The following is a 24,880-nucleotide window of genomic DNA, read 5'->3' as shown; positions in this document are numbered from 1 at the left end:
CCCATCTTCTTCATACGATAGTGTATTCATGTAAAAGAAAGATGGACTAGACTGAACCATCACTTTCAAAAAATCACTTTCCAAAAAATTACTTTCCAAATAATGATTATATAGAAACATCGTACCCAAATTCCCCCAGTGGATGATCTTCTGTATGAAAATCTGAGCCGCCTGTCATAAAGAGCTGGTGGTCATTAGCATATTCCTTATAACGTTGACTATCTTCTTTTGCGTGTTTTCGATGCCAAACTTCAATTCCATCAAATGGGAATTTCAGTAGTTCTAACACTAGATGGTCTCTTAGAAAAATTGGATGTGCTAACACAGCAAGACCTCCCGCATCATGAATCAGACCAATACCTTCTTCAGGGGTAAGAGTCATTTTATCAACTGCACAAGGCTTTCCGTCCGCCAAATACATATCAAAAACTTCCTGATAGTCACTGGAATAGCCTGCCGCTATAATCGCTTTTGCGATATGCGGTCTTGAGATAACCTCCCCCTGGCTATATTTGAGAACATCATCCATGGATATGGGCATACCAATGTCTCTAAACTTTTGAATAATACTTAACGCACGAGTTTCTCTTTCGTTTCGTATTTTCTTTAACACTTTAGTCAATTCCTTTGTAGCTTTGATGCCGTAACCTAAAATATCCACTGATTTCCCTTTGTATTTGGTGCTTAATTCAATTCCTGAAATCACTTGTATACCATACTCATTTCCTGCTTTAACCGCTTCCTCTATTCCATCCAATGTGTCATGATCGGTTATGGCAATTGTTTTCAATCCTTTCTGATGGGCTTTTTGCACAATCTCTCTTGGAGAGTACTCTCCATCAGATGCTGTGGTGTGCAAATGTAAATCAAACGAGCCTGCCTTTACAATACCTTGTATATCTATTCCTTTATCTTCTTCCCTACGTAAAAATGAGCTCATTTCTTGTCCAACTCGTTGGCCCGTTCTAAGAAATCATTCATTTCTACTTTTTCCTGCGAAGTCAAGGAATCTAACTTCGCTTCAAACAACTCTACTGCAAATCGGTATAGCTCTATATCCAGCTCATTTCTCTCTGCAATATATGATGTAATTTCTTCAGGAATTTCACTTTTATCCAACCTCGTTTTTGTGATATTTCGGTTTTTATAACTAAACGTTGGCCATTGATACTCTTTTTTCATTAAATATAATGATTCCTCAAACCTTTCTGTTAAGCCCACGAAAGAAAAGTCTCGAAGCAAATGCTCCTTTGCTTTTTCCAAATTCGGCTTACCTCCAGTAATACGCCTTGTTTGAAAGTTTTCTGTTTTCGAATCGAAGGTTTTCATAAATGATTTTAAATCCATGCCGACACTGCGATCATGTTTTCCATGGGTTTCTTTGTTTTGAATAAAGCTATAGTATGAGATAACCCGATCTATCGGTTCTCTTAACATAGTGAAATAGGAATAAGGCCTGCTAAAGTTTTCATGTATCCCATATGGAAAGTGCCCTCCAAGGCATTGATATTTGTCTTTTTCAATGTCTTTTAAGTCCTCAAGTGTTCTGCCAAACCAAGTCTCTCCCTCCTCATATTGCTTTTTTACAAACGTGCGAAGCGTGCTGCCGGCTGTTTTTTGGATATGCAAAAATATGAGTAAATCATTTTTATGTTCTTTCATTATCGTGACTCCTTCGTTAGTTCGTAGTAAAATACTCAGGGATGTTTTCTTTCCATTCTTTATAGACTTCCGCATCTATTGTATTCACATCGTTCAAAAATGATTCCAGGCGAGATAATTTCCTTAAACGATTTAGGAATCTTAGTGGATATGGTTGCTTTTTTGAATACGCATTTACAAGGTCAAGCACTTTTAAATTTCCCTCTTCTGTAACGATGATATGGCGAGTAGCTGCATCCACATTTGTAAATTCTAACATTTTCATTTCTCTGAAAATCTCCATAACTTTCATTACTAAATCAACGGGAAGGTTATCTCTTAATACAAACTCCTGTAGGCTAGAACCTTGGATATATTCCATAATAATATAATTATCTCCTATCTCGTATACCTGAGGAAGGAAGGAATAGCCTTTCCCTTTCATAAAAACCTCAGCTTCTTTTTTGGCAAGTTTCGGATTCCAATAAATTTTCACACATCTATTCGATGAGAGTTTAAAAACAGCACCTTGCATCCCTTTACCAATTAGCGGAAAATCAGTCGGATTTACCACTAATACCCTTTCGCCTTGTTTTGTTTTAGAAACTCGAATTTTGTTAATCTCATTAGCATTCACTAAATATCCTCCTTTTTAATGTTGGAACCAACAATTTTCACCATTGAATCGGTTGTCAAATCATGGGGATTCCTTTCGAAAATGCCTCCTCTCAACTTAGCTATATTTACTAGTTTTTAATAGTTCTAATTCTTGTTTAGAAACTGAATCCAAACTTTCTAGCTTTTCCGTTAGCAGCTCTTTTGCAAACGCATAAAGTTCTATATCCATTGCATTTCTTTTCTTTAGTTCATTTAAGATATCTTTTGATATCTCATCAATAGCTGGCCTCTTTTGTGTAACGTTTTCCTTTGAATAGGAAATGTCTTGCCAATTAAATGCCTTTTTCATTAAGAAAATGGAATCATCAAACATTTCAGAAAGGCCCGCAACGACAAAATCGTTTTTAAGATTCGTTTTGGCGTGATCCAGATTAGGATTATGAATGGAACCGGAAATTCTTCTCGTTTGCTGATTAGATGATTTTAGAGAGAAATTTTGGATAAACTCCATAAGAGTCATATTCTTTATTTGCGGATAGGCATTGTGATTTGGTCTTCTTAAAATGTAGTAATATTCGGATATGACTCGATCAATTGGATTTCTTAGCATTGTGAAATATTGAAACTGCTTTTCAAAGTACTCGTGAAGACCATACCAACAATGACCGCCGACACACTTTAATTGATCAACATTTCCCCTTTTTTCCATTTTAGGGATCATATCTTTCTCCATATGAAACCAAACTTCCTTGGGATGGTATTGTCTTTTAATAATGTTTTTTAAGGTCGTTCCCCCAGTTTTGGGAATATGCAAATAGATAAGCAAACGTTTTTCTTCCGTCATCTAAATGTCACTCCTCTTTGCCTTGTATGGAGACTCTTGTACTGTAGTTCTCTAATTCTTCCTTGGCTTTCGTTGGAAGTGAACATAGCCTATCAAGAAGTATGTGTTTTGCGTAATCGTATAGCTCAAGGTCTAACTGATTGTGTTCTCGGATGAGAGAGATTGCTTCTTTGGAGAAATCCTCCTGTTTTGGACGGTTTTTTGTGACATTTGAACTTATATAATCAATATTGTCCCAGCCAAGAGACTCTTTCATCAGAAAAATAGATTCATTAAACATTTCTGTTAATCCTACGACTGCGTAATATTCCTGGATATGATGTTTAGCCATCTCCAAATTAGGGGTTTTTTCCCCAGAAACAAAACGAGTTTGATGATTAACCATTGCAGGATTATTTTGCTTTATTTCTTCCTGGATAAACTCCATAAAATCCATTGTTGTCGCTCGTGCATGCATTCGATTCTCCGGCTTTCTTTGTGCGTAATAATAGGTGGATATAACTCTTTCGATAGGATCGCGCAGCATGGTTATATACTTAAAAGGCTGTGAAATATGGTGGTGGACACCAAATCTACAATGGCCGTAAAGTACTTTCATCCGAGCTAACCTTTCTTCAGAAACCTCACCCATTTTTAAATATCTGATTATACTTTTCTTTTCGTACTGATTTTGAATAATCTGCCGAATTGTCGAACCAGCAGTCTTGGGTATATGACTGAAAATCAATACCTGTTTTGATTGATCATAATTTTCTTTCACTCTAGCACCTCACCCTTCTATGACATTCATATAATCTAGAGACCAAAAAATCCATTGTTTTTATTCATTTATTTTCAAATTGAAATTTCTGCATTTCCCATCAACTTTACAGCAGTTTGGTCTTCAGGAAAGTACGCGTAACCTGTTAGCACATGTCTGCCTTCAGACAAGATGGAAAGATCACAATTTGCTACCCACCCAGAAACTAAATAACTATCACTCTTGTACTTTTCAGCAATATCTTTTCTATTTCCATTTATCTTTGCGTGCGCAATTACGTATTGACTTTGATTCACGACTATGATTTCCATTTTCTTAGCAGAATTCGATTGATTGATAGCCCAGCCGAAAAGTTCGAGACACTGAGCATTTATGCGAGCATTCATTCGCCCAATAATTTGTTTATCTTTTATATAGCGCTTAACAAAATGCTTAATTTCAATTGGGTTACCGACTTTTAATGTAATATCGAAGTCTCCTCGAATAAGTTCTAGATTAACGTTATAATGAGGGTCTTTATCAATATAAGAACGCCATTTTTTCTTTAAAAATTCAGCTTCTCTTTGGCTGATTTCCTTCTTGATTGGGTTTTTTTCCAATCCACGGGTTTTAGATTCATGATGAAATAAAACAACTTGAGGAAGCAGTACATTGTAATAGCCTCTTTTTAAAAGTTCTAAACAAAAATCCACATCATTGAACTCGATGGAAAGCCCTTCCTCCATACCTCCTATTTCTTCAAATAATTTCTTCCGTACCATGAGACAAGCTCCCGTAACCGCTGAAAAATTTGTAGCCCCTAGAAGTCTGCCGAAATAGCCCGGGTAGTCCTGCGGTTTTCCTTTATAACAATGGTCACAAAGCCCATGAACCCCTAGTATCACACCCGCATGTTGAATCGTAGTGTCCTTATAAAGCAATTTAACTCCTACTGCTCCTGCTTGCTCTTTTAACGCATAGCCGGCCATCTCCTCCAGCCAATGCGAACTCAGAATTTCAGTATCATTATTTAAAAAGAGCAATAGCTCACCATTTGCTATTTGGACTGCCTTATTATTTAGCAGTGACCAATTGTACGCAATATCCAAACGTTGTACAGTGATTTTGTCTAGATAGAGGGTCTGCCATTTTTTTAAAGATTCAAGCGTTTCTTGTTTGGTGCTTCCATTATCGATAATGATAATTTCATAGTTGTTATAAGATGTTTTTTCAAAAATCGATTGTAAGCATTTATCTAATAGCTCGATATGATCTCGTGTCGGGATAATAATAGAAATAAGGGGTGTATTTATAGGATAATATTGGATTGTGAAATGCGAAGGTGATTGACTGCTTGGTTGAACAGACGCCGCTTCTTTTCTACGAACTAGCGCTTCTTTTATTGCTTCAGCATAAAGGTACCTATCTATTGGTTTTTCCTCTGTATGATCACGTTTATGGTATAAAACTTTTGGAATGTGATAGATTTCTTTTGTTTGCTCACTTAGTCTTAAAACAATTTCCTTATCTTCCACGCCTACATATCTGTCCTTGAATCCTTTTAGTCTACGAATCATAGTTACTCGAAAAACGGCTAAATTGGAAGTATACGGGTAGGTAAGAAAGGTATCCGGAGACCAATCTGGTTTAAAAAACGGAGAATGCCTCGTTCCGTTTCGGCTTATACTATCCTCATCGGTGTAAATCATGTCTGCATCAGGACATTGATTTATGAAGCTAACCATTTCATACAATGCATCTTCCGCTAATTCGTCCTCCATATGAATAAAAGTGATATAATCTCCACTGGCCTTTTGCAGAGCAACATTTTTCGCCAAGGTATCACTTTCTTCCTTGATCTTATACAGTTTGATTCTATGGTCTTGAGAGGCTAAAGGTTTAAGACTTTGAAATAAATTTTTATTTTTCTCTGGTATGGTAATGATGAGTTCGAACCTGGGATAAATTTGCTTTTTCACAGACTCTATACAACACTCCAACATTTGAAGATCAACATTTTCCGCTGTTGAAATAATTGAAAATAATGGTTTATCCGTCAAGCCTTCTAATTTCTTAGTCATCTGATTCTTTTTGTGCTCTGTTAGTACATTGTATTTTAACCAAAGTTCATAGTCTTGTATCATCACTTAACCTCCTTTTTTCCGCTTGTTTTAATAACTTCTATCTTATCTTATGCTTTATACAGATTGCTGGAAACTGTCAGCAGCCCGAATCATTAATTTACATGAGCAATAATCTTTTAGGGAAATTGATATTATCCCCTCTAAGAAGACAGTGTAAAAAGGCTACAGTTTATCTGTAGATAATACACTCATACTTGAAGGGGAGCTTACTATGTCTAGAAAAATAACAGCTACTCTTACGAGTTAAAAATACAAGCAGTTCAAAATTATTTAAATGGTGAAGGAAGTTATGTCAAAGTTGCCCAAATGTATGGTAAAATGCAAAACCCAATTAGAAAGTTGGGTAGAGAAATATCGTGAAACAGGAAAGTATAGATGCTTTTTAAAAAAACGGATTCACCAGGGGAAGGCGGTAAGGGAATTCCTAATCCACTCAAAGGAAAGAAAATTCATTTTAAAAGCGTTGAAGAAGAACGTGACTACTACAAAGCACAGGTTTAATACCTAAAAAAGCGTTATCCAAAACTGCAAATGGAGTAGTTCCGACACACAAAGCACATTATGAAATTATTGAGGAAATGAAAGAGAAATATCCGGTTATTTGGCTTACTGAAATGGCGAAGGTACATTGTTCAGGTTACTACAAATGGAGGCGTACATCGTCGTGTATAGTACGTGCTGAAGCAGAAGTGCAGCTGAAAACAGTGATTCTTCAAAAGCATAAGCAATTTGGATACCCTCTGATAAAAATTACGTTGCGTGAAAGAGGCTTTTTCGTCAAGCACAAAAAAGTATATCACTTAATGTGTGAACTACAGATACAGTCCATTATTCGGAAGAAACGACGTTTCTTTAAAGGGCAATACTCTAGAACCTATCCAAACGTATTAAAACGAAAATTTCAGAATATACAGCCAAACGAAGTACTCGTAACAGATATCACCTATATTCGATGGAAGGATGGATTTCGTTATTTATCGGACGTACAAGACCTTTATAACAATGAGGTTATTGCTTGGAAGCTGTCTTCACAGGATGATTTACAGCTTGTGATGGATACATTAGATTTGGTAGCAGAAAAAAGAAATGTGTACTGAACCATTCTCCATTCGGATCAGAGGTTTCAGTACACATCTCACGGCTACTATAAGCAGTTAGCACACCTATGTGTTATTGACAGCCACTCCCGTAAGGGAAAGTGCCATGATAATGCTTGTATTGAATCATTCTTTTCGCATGTGAAATCAGAATGTATTTATTTAAATCACTTTGAATCTGAAGAAAAAATAAAAGCAGCCATTGAAGATTATATTTATTCTTATAACTATCAACGTTTCCAAAAACGACTCTGCCACCTCGCACCGATTGAATATCGATGCCAGATGGCAGCATAGCCTTTTTTAGTTGTCTACTTAACAGGGATAAGTCCAACTCTGCCCTTCTTCTTAAAAGCGGATTTCTTTTTCTTTAATTTAACGAATTTACCGAAAGAATTCTCCTTCCTCAAGCGTGTGAAGGGCGCTAGCCCAACGGTAGGTGGGAGATGAATTTCGGTTTGGCATAGCCAAAAACTTTTGATAAACTAGCTATATGAAATTCTTTGATAACTTGATATATGAGGTTGCAGGAAGAAAATAGAGTGCGAAAATCAAGCCATTCGGTTCCTGCGTAAAATATCAACCGTACCAAAAGAGCGTCCAAGCGTTGGACATCTAGGGTTGGAACACTCCGAAGTAACGCTCAGGGAGATGAAAGGTTGCTTTCGTCGTGGAACTGAGAAGCTCCCACTTCAAGCTTTGCTAAGTGGCGAGTAGTTCACGTAAAATGTAATGGCCTTATAAATGCCCTTTTCGGGACAAATACTCTGTCAATGAGCTCTTCCAGTTTACCATTTGATAAATTTCGTTTATTTTCACATTGTCAAGCACACTGTAGGATGGCCTTTTCGCCTTTGCTGGATAGTTTGAATGGGAAACCGGAACTAAGTCTATTTCCATATTTAATTGGTCAAAAATTTCTTTTGCAAAATCATACCAGCTGCACTCTCCTTCTCCTGAGCAGTGATAGACGCCGTATTCCTGTATATCTTGATCAATAAAGGCGAAAACTGCTCTTGCTATTTCGAGCGTATGAGTCGGTGACATCACTTGATCGTTAACGACTTTAATAGTGCTACCTTGTTTGCCTAACTGAATCATCGTTTCGACAAAATTCCCGCCTTTCCCACTTGCCCCCGCTTTCCCAAATAATGAAGAAACCCGGAAAATAAAGTATTTGTCAAGATGATTTTTGATAAAATGTTCACCGGTAAGCTTAGAAATACCATAAACATTAAGCGGGTTTGGAGTATCCGTTTCTCTATAGGGCTGACTTTTTTTTCCGTCAAAAAGATAATCTGTAGTAAAATGAAATAGGACCTTATCGTGCTCGCGACAATACTTTGCTATCTCCCCTATCGCAAGGCTGTTTATCACAAGTGACTTGGCCGGAAAGTCCTCACACTCATCCGTTTTATGATAGGAAGTGCAATTAATAATAATGTCAAATTCAATTTGAGAAAGGAAAGAATGGATGTCATTTTTTTCCACATCCAAATCTCTACGGTAAACTTTTATGATTTTATATTGAGGGAAAGAGGAAAATACAAAGCAAATGTCTGTGCCAAGCTGGCCATTCGCTCCTAGAAGAAGTATCTTTTTCATATATCAATTATCCCACCGTGTTTTTCGACTTCTTGAATTATACGGTGCCATTTGATTAGTTCTTTATACCAATCCAGTGTGATGGTATGCACGGATTTCTTCAGTTCTCCTCTTTCCAGTTTCTCATATATTTCAAGCGCTCCGTCTGCACCGGACCACTTTGCTTTCCAGTTCAGTGTGTGTTCAATTTTATCAAAGTTGACACGGTATGACCGATGATCGGTATCTCCATACCACTGTATATTAACGGCTTTGGGGAGAGCATCCACTATTTCTTCGGCTAATCTTCCAAGCTGATAGTTGTTTTTATTGGAACCAACATTAAAAACCTGGCCATTGATCAAATTTTCGTCAGCTTCAAGAATCAGGCACATCACATCTGTTGTATCTTCCACATGAATAAAGGGCCTCCATTGTTTGCCATCACGCATTAATGGAATTACTCCGTTTTCCCATGCACCATATGTCATTCCATTGATTGCTAAGTCAAATCTAATTCTTGGTGAATATCCGAATACCGTTGCCTGCCTCATGACTGTAACTGTAAATTTGTGGTCTGCGAGAGGTAGTACACCTAACTCGGCTTTTTCATTTGCTTTTGAGTACACTGTAAGAGGATTGGTTGGAGAGGATTCGTCTACTATTACATCTTGATCTTGAAAACCGTATAAACTGCAAGATGATGGCAATATATATCGTTTAACACCCATTTGTTTTGCTGTCACCGCAGTATGAACGCGGGAAATGTGGTTGATTTCATATGTCGCTTTCTTAAATTCTTCTCCGCTTGGATCATTTGAAATCGCAACAAGATCAATAACGGCATCTACTTCTGCGAATTGCTCGGGCCTCATTCTGCGGGTATCCTCTTGAATAACCGTTAAATTTTCATGGGTATTTAACATATCTTTGCCAAAAAAATAGCGGTCAACAGCTTTTACTTTATATCCTTTTTTCAAAAGCTTGGGAACTAGCACACTCCCTATATAACCGCCGGCACCTGTTACGAGAATTTGCTTCATTAGCCTTCCTCCTTAAAGATAAAATTATTTTCAGCATTGTCGAGCAACGGGAGTTGTTGATCTTTCTCCGATAAAATCGGATTAGCTACCGGCCAGTTAATGTCTAATTGAGGGTCATTCCAATAGATGCCCCGGTCATGCTCTGGCGAATAATATTCATCGACCTTATACAGAATCTGTGTGTTGTTCACCAATGTGCAAATACCATGAGCAAAACCTTTTGGGACAAGGAGCTGCCTTTTATTTTCCTCGCTTAAAATAACTCCAACCCATTCACCGAATGTCGGAGAACCTACCCTGATATCGACAACAACATCGTATAATGCTCCGGACAATACCCTCACAAGCTTTGTCTGGGCTCTTTGATTCAGCTGATAATGAAGTCCCCTGATCGTTCCTGCCTGTTCCGAAAGTGAATGATTGTCTTGAATAAAAGTGTAATGAATCCCTAACTCTTTGAATTTTTCCTGATTGTAGCTTTCCATGAAAAAACCGCGGTGGTCACCGTATACATCTGGTTCGATGATATAGACTCCGACTAGCTTTGTATTAATTTTTTTCATCCATTCCATCTCCTTTTTGCTTTTTCATCATTTCCTCCACAACGTAGCTTGCAAATGGAATGGAACAAGTAAATCCCGGCGATACAGCGTTAAGTATATGGATGGATTGATGGTCCCCTTCAATAACAAAATCCTGCACTAATTCCAATGTTTCCTTATTCAAAAGCTGGGCACGAATCCCCGGTCTGACGGACTGTTCAAAATTTCCGCTGTTTAAATGTTTCACTAAACCTGTGGCCAGATTCACAAAATGTTTTTTTCGATATTTTTTTATTTCTTCGAATGCCAACCTTCGGAAATGAAAAGCATTTTTTAGAAACAGTTTTGCTTCGAAATAAATTATGTTAACAAATTCCTCTAGTTTAAACCGTTTCCAACCATGGTAATTTTCTCTCCAAAAAGCTGGTGTGGCTGTGGGGCCAATTTTAACTGTACCATCTACCGTTTTGGTAAAATGCACACCTAAAAAAGGATTTTTCAAGTTAGGTACCGGATAAATATTTGTTTTCACTTCATCTTGGCCGTGATTGTATTTTAAATAGTTACCCCTAAAAGGAATGATGGTATAATTTTTTCCAAAATTAAAGTCTTTTGCAATTTTGTCTGCATATAATCCTGCTGCATTAATAAAATAATGGCAATGAAACGGCTGATGATTTGTTTTAATAACATTTCCGTGTTTTTTTCTGTATTGTGTTCGAAAGTGAAAATCCACACCTTTATCCAACAATTCTTCTCTCATCATTTTACAAATCTTGATAGGATCAACAGATGCTGTAGTCGGTGAATACAAAGCTTTTTGGAACGTCATGGCATTTGGATCGATTTTAAATACTTCATCCTCGTCTATCCAATGAAGTTCCACACCATTTTGGTCTCCTCTTCTTTTCAATTCTTTCAGACCCTCAAGTTCTCCTTCATTAGTTGCAACAACAAGTTTTCCACATTCATTAACAGGTAAATTATGAAATTGGCAATATTCTTTCATCGCCCTATTGCCTTCTTTAGTAAACTTGGCTTTTAAGCTATCAGCTGTATAATAAAATCCAGCATGAAGCACTCCACTGTTTCTTCCACTAGAGTGAAAAGCAACATCAGCTTCCTTTTCTATAATACAAACGCTTTTATCGGGAAATCTCTTCTTTAGCTCTCGGGCAATCGCAAGACCGATAATGCCCCCACCCGCAATTAAATAATCATATTCTAGCATTACACATCACATCACCTTGTTTACGAAGTTGAAATTTATTGAAGGTTGGTTCTTGACAATATAGCCTTCAATTGTCGTTTTGAAGTGGGATCCAGTCCTGCTATTTTTTCTTCCACTTCTTGTCTTGCATGCTCATATAAAGCAATGTCAACTTTATTGTTTTCTCTTATCTTTTGGATCACTTCATCGCTTATCTCTGTTGCTTTAGGTCTGTTTATTGTCACATTTCTGTTACTGATTTTTATCCTAGGCCAATTAAACAGTTCCTTCATTAAAAAGGCGGACTCTGTAAAGAGCTCTGTTATTCCTACAAAACAAAAATAGTCTTCAAGGATTTTTTGGGCCTTTTTTACATCATTTCTGTTGACACTTTCCGCTAGAGGCAATCCTAGGATGACTTTACACTGTTTATTTGTATGAATGGCTTGTGATTGAAAATCGAGAAGATCCATTCGACTCACTTCTTTGTGCAATCCGTGACCAGGGTTATTCAAAATAAAGAAATAATCAGAAATAATTCTCTCTATAGGATCGCGCAAAATGGTAACATAAGTGGCTGGACGTGATAAATGTTCATGTATACCAAAAGAAAGGTGACAATTGATCCATTCTGTTTCCTCTAGCGGCAAACTATTCAGTTTCTTGACCACTTCTTCATGGCTTCGAAAAGAGTCGTATAAATCGATGATCTTTTCAGGAGGATAATTTTTTCTCATTAGCACTTTTAAAGTGGTTCCAGCGGTTTTTGGCATATGGAGATGTATTTTTAGCAGGCTGTTGCAATCTTTCATTTTCATCACCTTTCATTACTCTAGAAATGGAGTCTTCCGTAGCTCCTCTACATGAATTTGCAGTATTATTATGATGTGATTCATCAAAGAAAATCTCATTTACCAAGGCTTTTCATGATGCACCATAATAGGAGCTTGATTGAAGTGAAATGTTTGGTCCGCCCATGCATAGGTATTTTCTGCTTACTCGCCGGATAGATCTTTGAACACAAGTTGATTGGATTGATGAAGCGATTCGTGAGTTCCGGCGTCAATCCACCACCCTCTCAAAACATCGAATTGCAGGCTGTTTCTTTTAATATAGAGATTATTAACATCCGTAATCTCTAATTCCCCTCTTTCCGATGGGTTGAGAAACTTGATATACGAAAATACCTCAGGACCATACATATAAATGCCTGTTACACAGTAATCAGACATTGGATTTTCAGGCTTTTCCACTATACTCTTGACACGATGATGTATCAAATCTATAGTAGCAATTCCATACCTTTGCGGATCACTCACACGCTTTAATAAAATCATGGCTCCTTCCGTCTGCTTCGCAAAAGCATGAGTATATGAAGTCAAACTATCATGGAATATATTGTCCCCTAGCAGCACCACAAATTTTTCATCTTTTATAAATGTTTCTGCGATGCCTAGAGCCTCAGCAATCCCACCAGCCTCATTCTGAATCTTGTACGTTAAATGAACACCTAATTCTTCACCAAGTCCCAGTAGGGTAATAAAGGATCCGAGATCATGCTTATTGGTAATAATCAAAATATCGTGAATACCTGCTTCCTTCAACTTTTTAATCGGCCAATAAATCATTGGATACGGACCAACGGGAAGCAAATGCTTATTAATAATTCGCGTTAGGGGTCTCAATCTGGTACCTGTTCCACCCGCTAAGATAATCCCTTTCATACATGTACCACTCCTTCCTATCATTAAATAATATGAGAAAGAGTTTGAAAGTGTTTGGACAAACAACGATTTTAAAGAGAATAGTTCCTCATATTCACTTGATTAGTAAATTGCATCAGATGCAATAATACCATCTTTTTAGGAATTCTTTCTTTATCATATGTTGAATAACAATAATGAGAACTTTGAGCATCAAACGAAATATTATTCATACAACTATGTAATTTTGGTGATATGTCCAATACAAATTCTTGTTCGTAACATAAATTATTATTCATTGAGTCTATCAACTTGCAAACTTTTAAGTTTAATTTATTATAATCTAGTAAAAAGGTAGGAATAAAAAATGAGTATAGGTATTACAATTATGGGGTTACTGGTAGGGCTGTTAGTTGGTCTAACAGGGGTAGGAGGGGCTGCGCTTTTAACTCCGGTTTTAATATTAGCGGGAATACACCCTTCCATCGCGGTAGGAACAGATCTTGTATATAATTCCATTACAAAGCTATTTGGGGCCGTTCAGCATTGGAAACAAAAAACGATTAATTTTCAATTAGTCAAATATCTGGCAATAGGTAGTATTCCTAGTGCAGCTATAGCTATAGTCACTCTTCATTATTTTCCAACATTTCACCAAAACCAAGGAGAAATTATAAAATATGCACTAGGATATGTTTTGATCTTAGTGGCTGCTTCCATTATTATTCAAAATCTTTTAGTTAAAAAATTACGACCTAACCGTTGGCAAGTACTTCCTATTGAAAAAAAACAAGGGTTAACGATTCTTACCGGGGTAATCCTAGGTTTTATTGTTGGACTTACATCTATTGGTTCTGGATCTTTATTTGCCATTGCAATGATGTACTTATTTAGAATGAAGGGAGTTAATTTGGTTGGAACTGATATTACACATGCTTTTCTTTTAGTAACCACAGCAGGTATACTTAATGCTAGTTTCGGAAATGTGGATTATATTCTTGCGGCAAATTTGTTACTTGGATCTATTCCAGGAGTGATTATAGGCAGTAGGCTGTCCAATAAAATTCCTACCACCCCCCTTCAAACTGTGATGGCCATAATCATCTTATTAAGTGGATTGATTCTTATATTTAAATGAAGGTAAAACTAAATCAAATAATCGAGTAGGAGGCGCGTTACCGCGCCGACCTCTCCATCACCGTACGTACGGTTCGGTATACGGCGGTTCGAAAGTTTATGAAATCACATTGTGTAGGGATTTCAAACCAGTCTCTTGCCAATATTGATTATTTAGATCGAGACTAATAATAGGGCTGTTGGAAATTCACCAGTATCCTTTGCGGGTGTTGGAGTTTTTCCATGCTTTTTCCCTTGAGATACCTAGCGTTTCGTTCTAATCTTTTTCCATTCCTTCCACCGGCACGCTCTCAGGATGCCTGTAGAGCATTAAATATTTGAGGATTGCGCCCGTTAGCTAAAAAAGAAACGCCACCTTTTAGTTGAACAAATTACGTTTATTATTCAGCTTAATTTTTGCACAACGAAAAGCCATCAAACAACTGTCCACCATATGGTTCCAAGACCTTATTAACCAATTGCACAACTTTATTTTTATCACCTGTTTTATATAAAACATCAAAGGCTTCAACAAAATGATCAGTGAATTTCTGGTCATTTTGTTTTAATGAACGTACTATCCATTTAGAAGCACCAATCCATTGAAGGATTGTTCTTAAATAAAATTCGCTAACCAGATCAGCTAACGTGTTAGCAATAAATATTTCTTCGGCTCTATTTGTACAGCCTATTAAATCGTCTAATACCAATCCAAAATACATTGATTCATTTTCATGATCTCAATACAAACAAATAATTATATATAAAAAGAGCCGTTTCGGACTCAGAGTCATAGACACAATACAAGTGTCTGAATCTGAACCGCGAAACGGCTCTTGAATGTTTAAACGAAATAAAAAAAGAAAAGCAAATCTATATCTAATTTAACATAAACTGGATCTATCTTCCAAGGATTTTCGTTAACTTTTGAAGTAGAGGCTGGTTCGTCGTGTGGGAGCGAAATCCCACGTACTACGTATCTATCCATATGGTAAATGAAATTATTATTCGAGAGCACTAGCGGTTTGGCTCGTATAATAATAAATTCAAGCCGATAAACCTAGATAGTTGCTTTTGGATTTGTCGGTTTGGTGCCGCCAAAACTCGAGCCGAAAAAAGTTTTGCAAGGATGTAGCAAAGCGAAAGAAAATACAACCTGTTCCTTGCGGAACTTTTAGCCCTATATATAAGAGTGAGAGGAGAAAAGTGAAGAAAGCCAGTAATAGTCAGGGTTTATAAGATATAGGGTGTACCTAAAAGGGAACACCCAAAAAATGTAAAATAACAAAAAAAGATGTCAATAAAAAATGACATCTAAAATAGCTGTCATTTTTTATTATTAGAGTAACACCAATATTTCACGGATTCTGTACGCTAAGACTGTAACCTTTGATACAAAAAGGATTTCAACATAAAAACTAAAAATAATCGTTTATGGAACTTTATTTATTTTTACCAAAATAGACTGAGATACTTTTAATAGCGAAGTAAAAGCAAGATTTTCAACTGAAAAGTCTCTTATCTCTTAACAGGGTAAATCATTGATAAAATGAAATAAGTGAGTGAAATCTATTTCAATATTACAATATACGCTTAGCCAATAACTCTGGTACAAAAAAATTATCATTATCAAAAATTTAAAAAATAATTAATAATAATTTACCCACATACAACATTATTAATTCAAATAACATATTAAATTTAAATTTATTTACCAAACAAACGAATCCAAAATGATTTCTTCTGTTCTGAAGCTACTATTAAGCGCTTGCTATCTTGTATTTCAATTAATACCTGCATTAATTGAACATCTCTTTGTTCTTCTTTCATTATTCTTTGATTATTGGTTTCCTGTAAAATTTCACTTTGTCGATCCAACCTTTGAATTAACTCTAAATTAAATTGTTCTAATCGTTCTATACGTTCTCTTAATGCTTTTATGTGTTCTGAATCTGCTACGCTATCCGTAACAGTAGCTGCTACCCCATTTTCTGCAACACTCGTTATTACTAGATTTATAGCCTGTTCTAGCGTTATGTTTTTCTTGTTCGTAGCTGCTACCAACCGTTCTATAGTTGCTATATCTTTATGATAGAAAATTCTAGAATTATTGTTGCCACGCTCAAAAAAATACCCAACTTCCTCCAGGGCAAGGCAATATTTACGCAAAGTACTTGAGCCAATCCCTAATTTCTTGGCTACCTCAGATCCCCAATAAGTTTGAGCCATATTTTATCCTCCCTCTGTTCTAAGCTGTTCTTCAAATGCCATATAGTCTTTTAAGAGTACGATACGTATTATTTTGCTTTGTTGCTTCATTGATATTAACAACAAATGGTTCTAATCCATTATGACACCAACTTTCAAATAAAATTGTTTTAAAATAGAGAGGTCTTCATATGATTATATGAAAACAATAAATTGTGGTGAAAAAGAGTCCTTCAACTGAAATCAAAAAGAACTTCATCATTTCGACGAAGTTCTTTTTTATGCATCAATACAATAAAAAAACTTATCTAGTTATATACACATTTTAATAAACTGCATACACTAAAATATATAACAGCCTACTAGATAAGATTTCCCAAAATATAATCATGAAAGGAGACATCATAATTTATTCATTTAATAAATCTGATAGATTAATCCCTTTTAAAAAAATTACGATTGCTCAAAAACAGCCTGTAGAGATCTTTATTTATAAAATATACAACATGAAAAATCGCAAAACATTATTATTCTAACTTTGCGACCATTTGGCGAACGTAATAAGTTAACATAGTATTTCTCTATTGTTTTTTGATGTTGGTATGCTCCTTGCTTTTAGGTCTCTCGACTTGACAATAAAAGCAAATCGAGCCGGTAGGCAGGGTCAAACCGTATCCGTTTGACAGCCTACAAAGGGTCCGGGATAGATAAATCGGTCAACTCTTTAATGCTCACTTCGTTCCGCTTACCGTTGACTGACACTTAATACATATGTTCTAACAAAAAATTGTTAGTTTATATAAAAAAGGACATCTACAATCGTAAATGCCCAAACGTGTGATAAGGAGTTAATTTCCAGAAACGTTGAATAAGATATAAACGACTAAACTTATATCTTATACTCCAATTATATGTTTGTCTTTTTCAGAAGGTGCAAACTAAAGAGAGTACTCCCAGTTTAAGTACTCTCTCGTAAATCGTCTAAGGTAACATGTGAGATAGGACCTTTTACTACTATTATATGAAGTTCAACCCCAAATATGCCTAAAACGGTTCTGGTGCAAAAATAAAACAAAAGAGAATAAAGCACATATATTCCTAACGGAATCGTATCTTATGTTACAAGTCCAAACAATTGATGGATGAATTCTTTTTGATTTTTGACAGACTGGTTCCATAAAGCAATCTGTTCTTTTTTATTCATACGCATGGCTTCTACTCCAGAAAGAATGGATGTAGCTGTGTCAAAAGATTTAAGACCTAGCATAGAACGGATTCGCTTCTTTATAATGCGATGATCTTGTTCTACTATGTTATTTAAGTACTTTTGTTGTCTAAGTCGCATACTGTTAGGTATGCTTTTTTCTTTTTTCAACTGTTCAATTGCTATAGGATAAGCTGGATTCTTATCGACTGTTATCACACGTGGCTTTGAAACATGAAAAGACCGCAAAGCTTTCTTGAAAAAGCGCCTTGCAGCCTTATGATCCCTTGTTTTGCTTAGACAAAAATCGATTGTGTTTCCATTCGAATCAACAGCACGATACAGGTACATCCATTGATTTTTTACTTTTATATATGTTTCATCGACTCTCCAAGAGCCATTTATTTGTTTGAGGTAACGTCGGATCCACTTGTCCAATTCAAGACCATACTGATGAACCCAACACATAATCGTTGTATGAGAAATGGATAAACCCCGTTCCTCCATCATTTCCACCAAATCACGAAAACTTAGGTTGTACCGTTAATAAGATAATATCAAGCTGATAGTGCTTCCATTTGAACCAATTTTTCTTTTCCATACCGATCACACACCTTTTTAGAGTAATAGTATCAGTATGTCCAAGTTTTAGAGATGATTTGTAATTACCTTGAAGTTTTTGCACCAGAACCGTTACTTCACTATAGAACATGTTCGTTGAATAAGGAATATGATACCATCTCAAGAAAAAGAAGCTAGCAATAAATTGTTAGCTTCTCGAAAAAACAGTACTTTTCCCCATCTTCTACTATTTATATTGTGATTTAATATTTGTAAGATGAGCATCAAACATATCAATTATTTCAAGAAATCTATCAGCTTCACGAAAAACATGGTCTGCTAATAATGGATGAATGATACTCTTTATTTTACATTGCTCAATTAAATCACGTGCCGTTTTCTTAAAGTCCCGAAGAGATGTGACTGACACACGATTTTGATCTAAAAATTGATCTAAAAGAGGAACTGTTTGAGATTGTGGCTTCATAGATTCTAAGTCAATCGCTTGATACATCAATTCATCAAAATCATTGCTAAAATTCCGGGCTGTATCTACAAGCTTTCTTTCCGATGGATCAAGAAGATGACCAATAAATTTAGCATGGTCTGCCATAATCTTTAAAAAGAAAACATTTTCTTGAATAATAGCATCAGGAAGAGCATTCAATTTACCTTCATTTAATTCAATTAAACGTTTTCTAAAATAATCAGCTTCCCTACTTGTATGATCAACTAACAGTGGAAAATTATTTTGCCCTGGCAATTTACATGTAAGAATTAACCCTAGAAGTTTTCGTTTAAATCCGAAAATATTAGTTGCAGCCTGTTGTACTTCTGAATTAAATCTTTTTATTTGTTCAGGATCTGTTTGATTTGTATACGAATGTGCAATTTGTTCGATGTGTTCAAACAATCGGTAAAATTGATTAGCCTCTTGGATTAGTTGAGTATCCTCACATCTAAACCCCAATCGAAGAAATAAAGAATGCTCTTTCATGATTCTAGACCAAAAACGGATTTCATTTAATGATCGTTCAACAAACATTCCAGATGTAACACCCGTATCAGGATGTAATGAGGCTTCGTTCCTATTCATTTTCAATCCCTCCAGTAAATACTATGCTAGTTCTATTCTTATGAATAGATATAAATTAAAATACCATCAATAAAAGTTCAGTCTGGCTATAAAAATAGGGGTCCCATCACATCGCCATCAACCTAAAGAATCAAAATCCCCTATAACGAAATTGCTATTCATTATTGACTACTGATAATGATGGATTTTAATCCAGCATCAGATAATAGACGATAAAAAGTTAAAAACGTTTATACAACAAGCCCCGCATTTCATCTATATTTTTTCTTTATTGATAAAAAACGTTATAAAAGGAAAAGTATGTGGGCAAAACAACAAATACAACAAATACAACAAATACAACAAAAGAGCATAACGTGTATATATCGTGCGCCAACACTTTATATACCGTCCACCTGATACACCCAGGTAAACACTTGCCATACTCTCAGGAGTTATTGTACATCATGTAGGGTTTCTTAAGTAACGTTTACCACATTGGTGACGTTGCTTTTTTGTTTTACCAAAGCAGCCGAATAATGAAAACTCGTATCGATGTTATCGTAAGTGAAGAATCATATTGCAACCTTTCTACGTTTGAAGAAGTAGAAGAATTAAATAAAACTGTGCGTACATACAGAGACACTATTCGTATGTCTATTAAGCGTACCGATGTACAATCTAAACTAATTGCATTACTTGAAATTTTAAAACGCCACAGCTGTAAATATGTAGGTGTTAGTTTCCTATGCAAAAATAGAATTGCTGCAAAGATGGAAGTTTCATATAAAACTGTGCAACGTTTAATAAAGAAACTTGTGGATCTAAAGATGATTAAGCAAGTTGCTATGAAGAGAACAAAAGATATGCTTCAAACTTTAAAAATATGCTATATTATCAGCTGCATGTCCTATACGAGAAATCTCCGTAAGCATATATTAATATAAGTAAAAACTAGTTTTTCACTTAAAATATGTTTTTAAAAGGGTGATAAAATGCATAATCAAAAAGATCAAGACAGGTGCTTCCAGTGCGACTTTCTCTACATTGGTGATGGCTTCGACGACACCGTGAAGACTTTCGACCCGAAAACAGGGAAGTTCCTTGGCACTTTTGTCGCACCAAATAGTGGAAACTTGCATGGTCCCCGGGGACTTATCTTTAACCATGTGGGCAATCTCCTTGTCACTAACCAGAACGTTGGGCAAACCGAGAATGGCGACGTATTGAAGTTTAATGGGCAAACCGGGGCGTTTCTGGGCGAACTCGTCCGTTCAGCCGAACCAGGCTCTCCGTTGGCACCGCGCGGTATCGTACTCTCCAAACATAATGTCCTGTTTGTGGCAGATGTTGGTGACTTCAACACGGGCATAGAAGTGCCTGGAGAAGTGCGGATGTACAATGGTTCCACTGGGATGTTTCTAGGTAACGTCGACCACCACTGCTTCAACCCTTTCCACCCCCGCGGATTGGTCTTCGGTCCTGACGGCTTGCTGTATGTCTCCGTCATTGACTTTTTAGATCCGAATAAAGGCTGGGTGCTGCGCTTCAACCTGAAATCAGGGGGATTCGATGTGTTTATTGTGAGTAATAAAAAGAACAACCTCCATCGTCCCGAAGGTTTAGTCTTCGGTCCTGACGGCAACCTCTACGTCACTAGTTTCAAAAACCTTGATGATCCTAATGACACCGACAAAATTCTAATCTTCGATGGTGATACGGGCAAGTTTATCGGCAAGATTGACCTCTATGCCCCAGGAAAACCACGTGCTTTCGCACAGGCACTCCTTTTTGGACCGGATGGAAAATTGTTTGTCCCTATTACGGGCCCGTTTGACAATGCCACGGGGGCCCCTACAGGCAAATTTACCGGTTCAGTACGGAGTTATAATGTCCATAGCAAGAAGTTCAAGGAGGTGGTCCCCCCTTATAAAAAGGGCGGACCATTGGGAGTACCGTGGTACCTGACGTTTGGCAATACGAATCCCGCAACACTAGATTACCAGTGTGATCGGGAAGAGTGCAGCGACCATCATCATCACCATCATCCACCTCATGAGGAATGTAGTGACGAGAGCAGTAGTTAACACTTGAATATATACGGAAAGACCGCTTCTAGAGTTTAGAACGGTCTTTTTAAACCTTCTAAAAGGTTAGATTCACAATATCCTATGATTTGTTAAACGATATTCCATATTCAGCGAACGGGTGCTTATTTTGAATAAGATTTAAGCAATGATCTTCAACAATCGGGCGCGATTGTTGAGCAAACACAGGTAGAAAAATGATTAAACTTTTTATGAAAAAATTATTCACTAGCAACAAATAACCCAAGAATTTTGATCAAACTTTATTACAAACCAACAGCATTCACGGCAAGCTTATGGGTTAATAATTAATCCACAGCAAAGATATGCTTCCTTTAGCGGCAACTTTATGGGTACAGTCACAGAATAAGCCAAATGTTCGAGGAACAATACAAGGTTCCAAAGCCGTTCATAACTGATGATTATGTTGACTAAGTATGTATATAAGATATAACAAAAATATTTATGATATATATCCAATAATGTTATTATATATGAAATTCAATACAATGAAGAGAAGAGTAAATAAAGTGAATTCTATACAGAGAACCTGGTAGCTGAAAAAGGGGTAGAATTTCTTTATTGAAGTAAGGCTCAGAGCAGCCATTGGAACCTGCTATAGGGGGATAGTGTGACGGGTGCTCCCGTTATAGAGCTAGGGTATAAGTATTTTTGTTATACCTGATAAGGTTAATATGGTGACGTATTAATAACCTGGGGTGGTACCGCGATCTAAAATCTCGCCCCAAGACAATTAAGTCTTGGGGTAGGAGTTTTTTATTTTGTTTTAAATGCTGCATTATATTTTAGGAGGAATTCAATTGAGTGTGAACTACTCGCCACTTAGCAAAGCTTGAAGTGGGAGCTTCTCAGCTCCACGACGAAAGCAACCTTTCATCTCCCTGAGCGTTACTTCGGAGTGTTCCAACCCTAGATGTCCAACGCTTGGACGCTCTTTTGGTACGGTTGATATTTTACGCAGGAACCGAATGGCTTGGTTTTCGCACTCTATTTTCTTCCTACAACCTCATATATCAAGTTATCAAAGAACTTCATATAGCTAGTTTATCAAAAGTTTTTGGCTATGCCAAACCGAAATTCATCTCCCACCTACCGTTGGGCTAGCGCCCTTCACACGCTTGAGGAAGGAGAATTCTTTCGGTAAATTCGTTAAAAAAGCATTGGAAACTTGGCGGTATTCACCTATCTTATTGTTTAGCATTGGTATTTCAAGCGTTGGAAGTTGGGTTTACTTTATCACTCTAAACCTTATCGTTCTTAACATAACAGAGTCGGCCATTGCTGTATCTGGTTTATATATTATTAGGGGCTTTATCAACGCTGTTTACTAATATTTAGTCAGGAAATCTTGTAGATCGTTTACATCTAGTATCTTTTCTGTCTTCTATTCTTTTTAATGCATTCATAAATTTTATCCATGACAAACGCTTCATGTTCTGTCCAAATGGCTTCAGCTTCTTCTAATGTAACTACTCTAACTAGTTCCTCAATTGCTGTATCTTTAACTAAAAATGTAGCTACAGCTCCTGTAGATGTTGAATATTTACTGATAACTAAATTAATAATGTTATCAATCCCTAATACACTATTATTATGAGACTTATTCTCAATTTGGCTACTTGGGTTTGGTATTTCTTTATCAGACAGTTCTTTTAATCGGGAATTTAGAGTGAATTCTACATAACCGATTGGAGAATCAATATCTGAACGAAAACGTATATCCTCAATTATTTCTAATACAGTTTCTTTATGAGCCTCCCATTTTTTAAACACTTTAGGAAACACTTTTTCTTTACAGCGTTCTTCAAATCTTTTAATTTTTTGTTCAAATGTATTGGGCTGTTGAAATTTATCTAATTTCTTTTCAAAATGAACTAAATTGTGATCTTTCTTTTTCTGGCTACGGATAATAAATTTAATTTTTTGTACTTTCCTACCTAATTTAATTTCTTCATATTCAAAAGAAATATCTGTTTTTTGGTCCAATTCTTTTTGAGAAGGTTTCAATACACGTTGCTTAAAATTTGCATAGTTGGGGTATATATCCATCGCATCTAAGTAATACCTTAAATTTTCGAGACTAATTGTACGCTCCTTTAAATCTTCATATTGTTTAAGTAGTTCATAAATACGTATAGCGTATGTACTTTTCAATTTAATAACATTAGCTAGTCTATAGCTTGTAAACTTGTTGCTTAATTCTAATAAAAATGGCTTTAATAACGGATCGAAACGCATATCAATTGTTCCTTTATTCCTGTTATAAATTGCTGAAGAAAGCCAGGATACCTGTATCAGCTCTTCCCCAGCCCGAATTTCAATTACTTTTGATAATAATTCCTTTGTAATTTTACTTAACTCCGAATATTTAGTAGATCCATTTAGACCAAGTAGATCATGAAAATGTTTAATGGGGAATGTGTAAGTTTTAAAATCCCAATCATTGGGTTCAATATTACTAGCCAAACAAAGTAACATTTTTTGTTCCACTAAATTCAAACGTGAATTTGCTTCAATCAAAGTATTTGATTTTGAAACAATATTATTCTCTTTAATCTGTAAATCTTGATTTTTAGACATATCTACATACGTCCCTTCTTTCCTACCTCTACTGCTCTACTAACTATAACAAGTATATAACCAAATTTGCTATCTTTAGAACCATTTTCGCTTTAGTTAAGCAACCAAATTTGCTATCTTTAGAGCCATTTTTGCTTTAGTTAAGCAACCAAATTTGCTATCTTTAGAACCATTTTTGCTTTAGTTAAGCAACCAAATTTGCTATCTTTAGAACCATTTTTGCTTTAGTTAAGCAACCAAATTTGTTATCTTTAGAACCATTTTTGCTTTAGTTAAGCAACCAAATTTGTTATCTTTAGAGCCATTTTCGCTATAGTTAAGCAACCAAATTTGTTATCTTTAGAACCATTTTTGTTATGGTTAAAACCACATTTGTTACCTTTAAAACCATCTTTGTTATAGTTAAGCAACCAAATTTGTTATCTTTAAGACCATTTTTGTTATGGTTAAAACCACATTTGTTATCTTTAAAACCATTTTTGTTATAATTAAATGTCATAATCCCTTATGTATCAAGATATTTCATGCTCTTAAAACATATAAACATATAAAACATATAAAACAATTAATATATAAAACAAACAAAACATACAATGTTGAATGAATAAGAATATACTTGTTATCATTTTTTAAATAAAATTCCCACGTCATATAACCAAATTTGTTATCTTTATTTTACTTAGACATGTAAACGTCAATTAATTGCAAAACTCTTCGGACATACTTAAGTATAAAAAAGCCCTGAAAAAGGGCCCTTATGAGTTTCGCAAGAAAGGAATGTCTCCTACTATAATATACGTTTGTTTCAATAGAATGTGAAAAAAATAGGCAAATGTTTCATTTTGTAGAGAAGTGAGGTGGCT

Annotated in this window: 21 protein-coding genes and 3 pseudogenes; 7 read left to right on the top strand and 17 right to left on the bottom strand. The window is 35.9% G+C overall.

Annotation, left to right across the window (positions count from 1 at the left end; genetic code table 11):
- Positions 1–106: 106 nt before the first annotated feature.
- From ACTFQM_RS24940 to ACTFQM_RS24915, 6 genes are all read right to left on the bottom strand, one after another.
- Positions 107–940, bottom strand: a complete 834-nt coding sequence (locus tag ACTFQM_RS24940; protein WP_440036715.1) for a PHP domain-containing protein — start codon at positions 938–940, stop codon at positions 107–109.
- Positions 937–1,662, bottom strand: a complete 726-nt coding sequence (locus ACTFQM_RS24935) for a sulfotransferase family 2 domain-containing protein (RefSeq protein ID WP_440036714.1) — start codon at positions 1,660–1,662, stop codon at positions 937–939. The genes ACTFQM_RS24940 and ACTFQM_RS24935 overlap by 4 nt, the downstream gene beginning before the upstream one ends.
- A 16-nt stretch (positions 1,663–1,678) precedes the next feature.
- Positions 1,679–2,278 (bottom strand): serine/threonine protein kinase, encoded by a 600-nt coding sequence (locus ACTFQM_RS24930; protein ID WP_440036712.1) that lies wholly within the window; start codon positions 2,276–2,278, stop codon positions 1,679–1,681.
- Between the two features lie 96 nt (positions 2,279–2,374).
- A complete protein-coding gene (locus tag ACTFQM_RS24925) occupies positions 2,375–3,103 on the bottom strand; it encodes a sulfotransferase family 2 domain-containing protein (protein WP_427351004.1) in 729 nt (242 codons plus the stop codon).
- A 7-nt stretch (positions 3,104–3,110) separates the two neighbouring features.
- The gene (locus tag ACTFQM_RS24920; protein WP_440036710.1) at positions 3,111–3,863 is read right to left on the bottom strand and encodes a sulfotransferase family 2 domain-containing protein; all 753 of its coding nucleotides are present in this window, start codon (positions 3,861–3,863) and stop codon (positions 3,111–3,113) included.
- A 74-nt stretch (positions 3,864–3,937) separates the two neighbouring features.
- Positions 3,938–5,986 (bottom strand): glycosyltransferase family 2 protein, encoded by a 2,049-nt coding sequence (locus ACTFQM_RS24915; RefSeq protein WP_440036709.1) that lies wholly within the window; start codon positions 5,984–5,986, stop codon positions 3,938–3,940.
- Positions 5,987–6,361: 375 nt separating this feature from the next.
- Here ACTFQM_RS24915 and ACTFQM_RS24910 point away from each other — a divergent pair, with 375 nt between their 5' ends.
- The 3 genes from ACTFQM_RS24910 (at position 6,362) to ACTFQM_RS24900 (ending at position 7,380) form a co-directional block, all read left to right on the top strand.
- Positions 6,362–6,487 (top strand): hypothetical protein, encoded by a 126-nt coding sequence (locus tag ACTFQM_RS24910; RefSeq protein WP_440036707.1) that lies wholly within the window; start codon positions 6,362–6,364, stop codon positions 6,485–6,487.
- Positions 6,488–6,564: 77 nt separating this feature from the next.
- Positions 6,565–7,083 (top strand): DDE-type integrase/transposase/recombinase, encoded by a 519-nt coding sequence (locus tag ACTFQM_RS24905; RefSeq protein WP_440036706.1) that lies wholly within the window; start codon positions 6,565–6,567, stop codon positions 7,081–7,083.
- Between the two features lie 3 nt (positions 7,084–7,086).
- Positions 7,087–7,380: a transposase gene (locus ACTFQM_RS24900; protein ID WP_440036727.1), complete on the top strand. Its 294-nt coding sequence runs from the start codon at positions 7,087–7,089 to the stop codon at positions 7,378–7,380.
- A 441-nt stretch (positions 7,381–7,821) separates the two neighbouring features.
- Here the strand turns inward: ACTFQM_RS24900 and rfbD are convergent, their stop codons facing one another.
- From rfbD to ACTFQM_RS24870, 6 genes are all read right to left on the bottom strand, one after another.
- Positions 7,822–8,688 (bottom strand): dTDP-4-dehydrorhamnose reductase, encoded by an 867-nt coding sequence (gene rfbD / locus ACTFQM_RS24895; RefSeq protein WP_427350961.1) that lies wholly within the window; start codon positions 8,686–8,688, stop codon positions 7,822–7,824.
- Positions 8,685–9,710, bottom strand: coding sequence for an NAD-dependent epimerase/dehydratase family protein (locus tag ACTFQM_RS24890; RefSeq protein WP_440036704.1), 1,026 nt, complete (start codon positions 9,708–9,710; stop codon positions 8,685–8,687). Before ACTFQM_RS24890 ends, rfbD begins: the two co-directional genes overlap by 4 nt.
- Positions 9,710–10,273 (bottom strand): dTDP-4-dehydrorhamnose 3,5-epimerase, encoded by a 564-nt coding sequence (rfbC, locus tag ACTFQM_RS24885; RefSeq protein ID WP_144553727.1) that lies wholly within the window; start codon positions 10,271–10,273, stop codon positions 9,710–9,712. The genes ACTFQM_RS24890 and rfbC overlap by 1 nt, the downstream gene beginning before the upstream one ends.
- Positions 10,260–11,483, bottom strand: coding sequence for an L-2-hydroxyglutarate oxidase (lhgO, locus tag ACTFQM_RS24880; RefSeq protein WP_440036703.1), 1,224 nt, complete (start codon positions 11,481–11,483; stop codon positions 10,260–10,262). Before lhgO ends, rfbC begins: the two co-directional genes overlap by 14 nt.
- Before the next feature lie 35 nt (positions 11,484–11,518).
- The gene (locus tag ACTFQM_RS24875; protein WP_440036725.1) at positions 11,519–12,280 is read right to left on the bottom strand and encodes a sulfotransferase family 2 domain-containing protein; all 762 of its coding nucleotides are present in this window, start codon (positions 12,278–12,280) and stop codon (positions 11,519–11,521) included.
- 177 nt (positions 12,281–12,457) lie between these two features.
- Positions 12,458–13,186 carry a sugar phosphate nucleotidyltransferase gene (locus ACTFQM_RS24870; protein WP_440036702.1) on the bottom strand — a complete coding sequence of 243 codons (729 nt, stop codon included), beginning with the start codon at positions 13,184–13,186 and terminating at the stop codon, positions 12,458–12,460.
- Positions 13,187–13,532: 346 nt separating this feature from the next.
- Between ACTFQM_RS24870 and ACTFQM_RS24865 the strand changes: the two genes are divergently transcribed.
- On the top strand, positions 13,533–14,303 hold the full coding sequence (locus ACTFQM_RS24865; protein WP_440036700.1) for a sulfite exporter TauE/SafE family protein: 771 nt from the start codon (positions 13,533–13,535) through the stop codon (positions 14,301–14,303).
- Between the two features lie 388 nt (positions 14,304–14,691).
- On the opposite strand, the gene ACTFQM_RS24860 is transcribed toward ACTFQM_RS24865, so the two are convergent.
- From ACTFQM_RS24860 to ACTFQM_RS24845, 4 genes and pseudogenes are all read right to left on the bottom strand, one after another.
- The gene (locus ACTFQM_RS24860) at positions 14,692–15,003 is read right to left on the bottom strand and encodes a hypothetical protein (protein ID WP_440036699.1); all 312 of its coding nucleotides are present in this window, start codon (positions 15,001–15,003) and stop codon (positions 14,692–14,694) included.
- A gap of 985 nt (positions 15,004–15,988) precedes the next feature.
- Positions 15,989–16,510 carry a DUF3967 domain-containing protein gene (locus tag ACTFQM_RS24855; RefSeq protein WP_440036698.1) on the bottom strand — a complete coding sequence of 174 codons (522 nt, stop codon included), beginning with the start codon at positions 16,508–16,510 and terminating at the stop codon, positions 15,989–15,991.
- Between the two features lie 1,093 nt (positions 16,511–17,603).
- A pseudogene (locus ACTFQM_RS24850) lies at positions 17,604–18,294 on the bottom strand (IS6 family transposase).
- A 207-nt stretch (positions 18,295–18,501) separates the two neighbouring features.
- Positions 18,502–19,350 (bottom strand): DUF2935 domain-containing protein, encoded by an 849-nt coding sequence (locus ACTFQM_RS24845; protein WP_440036697.1) that lies wholly within the window; start codon positions 19,348–19,350, stop codon positions 18,502–18,504.
- A gap of 518 nt (positions 19,351–19,868) precedes the next feature.
- Between ACTFQM_RS24845 and ACTFQM_RS24840 the strand changes: the two are divergent.
- From ACTFQM_RS24840 to ACTFQM_RS24830, 3 genes and pseudogenes are all read left to right on the top strand, one after another.
- Positions 19,869–20,207 (top strand): annotated as a pseudogene (locus ACTFQM_RS24840) (helix-turn-helix domain-containing protein); the annotation flags it as partial.
- A 117-nt stretch (positions 20,208–20,324) separates the two neighbouring features.
- Positions 20,325–21,416 (top strand): Vgb family protein, encoded by a 1,092-nt coding sequence (locus tag ACTFQM_RS24835; RefSeq protein WP_440036695.1) that lies wholly within the window; start codon positions 20,325–20,327, stop codon positions 21,414–21,416.
- A 1,139-nt stretch (positions 21,417–22,555) separates the two neighbouring features.
- Positions 22,556–22,772 (top strand): annotated as a pseudogene (locus tag ACTFQM_RS24830) (hypothetical protein); the annotation flags it as partial.
- Between the two features lie 30 nt (positions 22,773–22,802).
- On the opposite strand, the gene ACTFQM_RS24825 reads toward ACTFQM_RS24830, so the two are convergent.
- The gene (locus ACTFQM_RS24825; protein ID WP_440036693.1) at positions 22,803–24,017 is read right to left on the bottom strand and encodes a replication initiation protein; all 1,215 of its coding nucleotides are present in this window, start codon (positions 24,015–24,017) and stop codon (positions 22,803–22,805) included.
- Between the last annotated feature and the right edge of the window lie 863 nt (positions 24,018–24,880).

Origin of the sequence: Bacillus cereus group sp. MYBK30-2 (genome assembly GCF_051915945.1) — a bacterium.
Taxonomy (GTDB): Bacteria; Bacillota; Bacilli; order Bacillales; family Bacillaceae_G; genus Bacillus_A; species Bacillus_A paramycoides.
The sequence above is the reverse complement of the archived record's forward strand: the minus strand, read 5'-3'. Positions and strand labels throughout refer to the sequence as shown.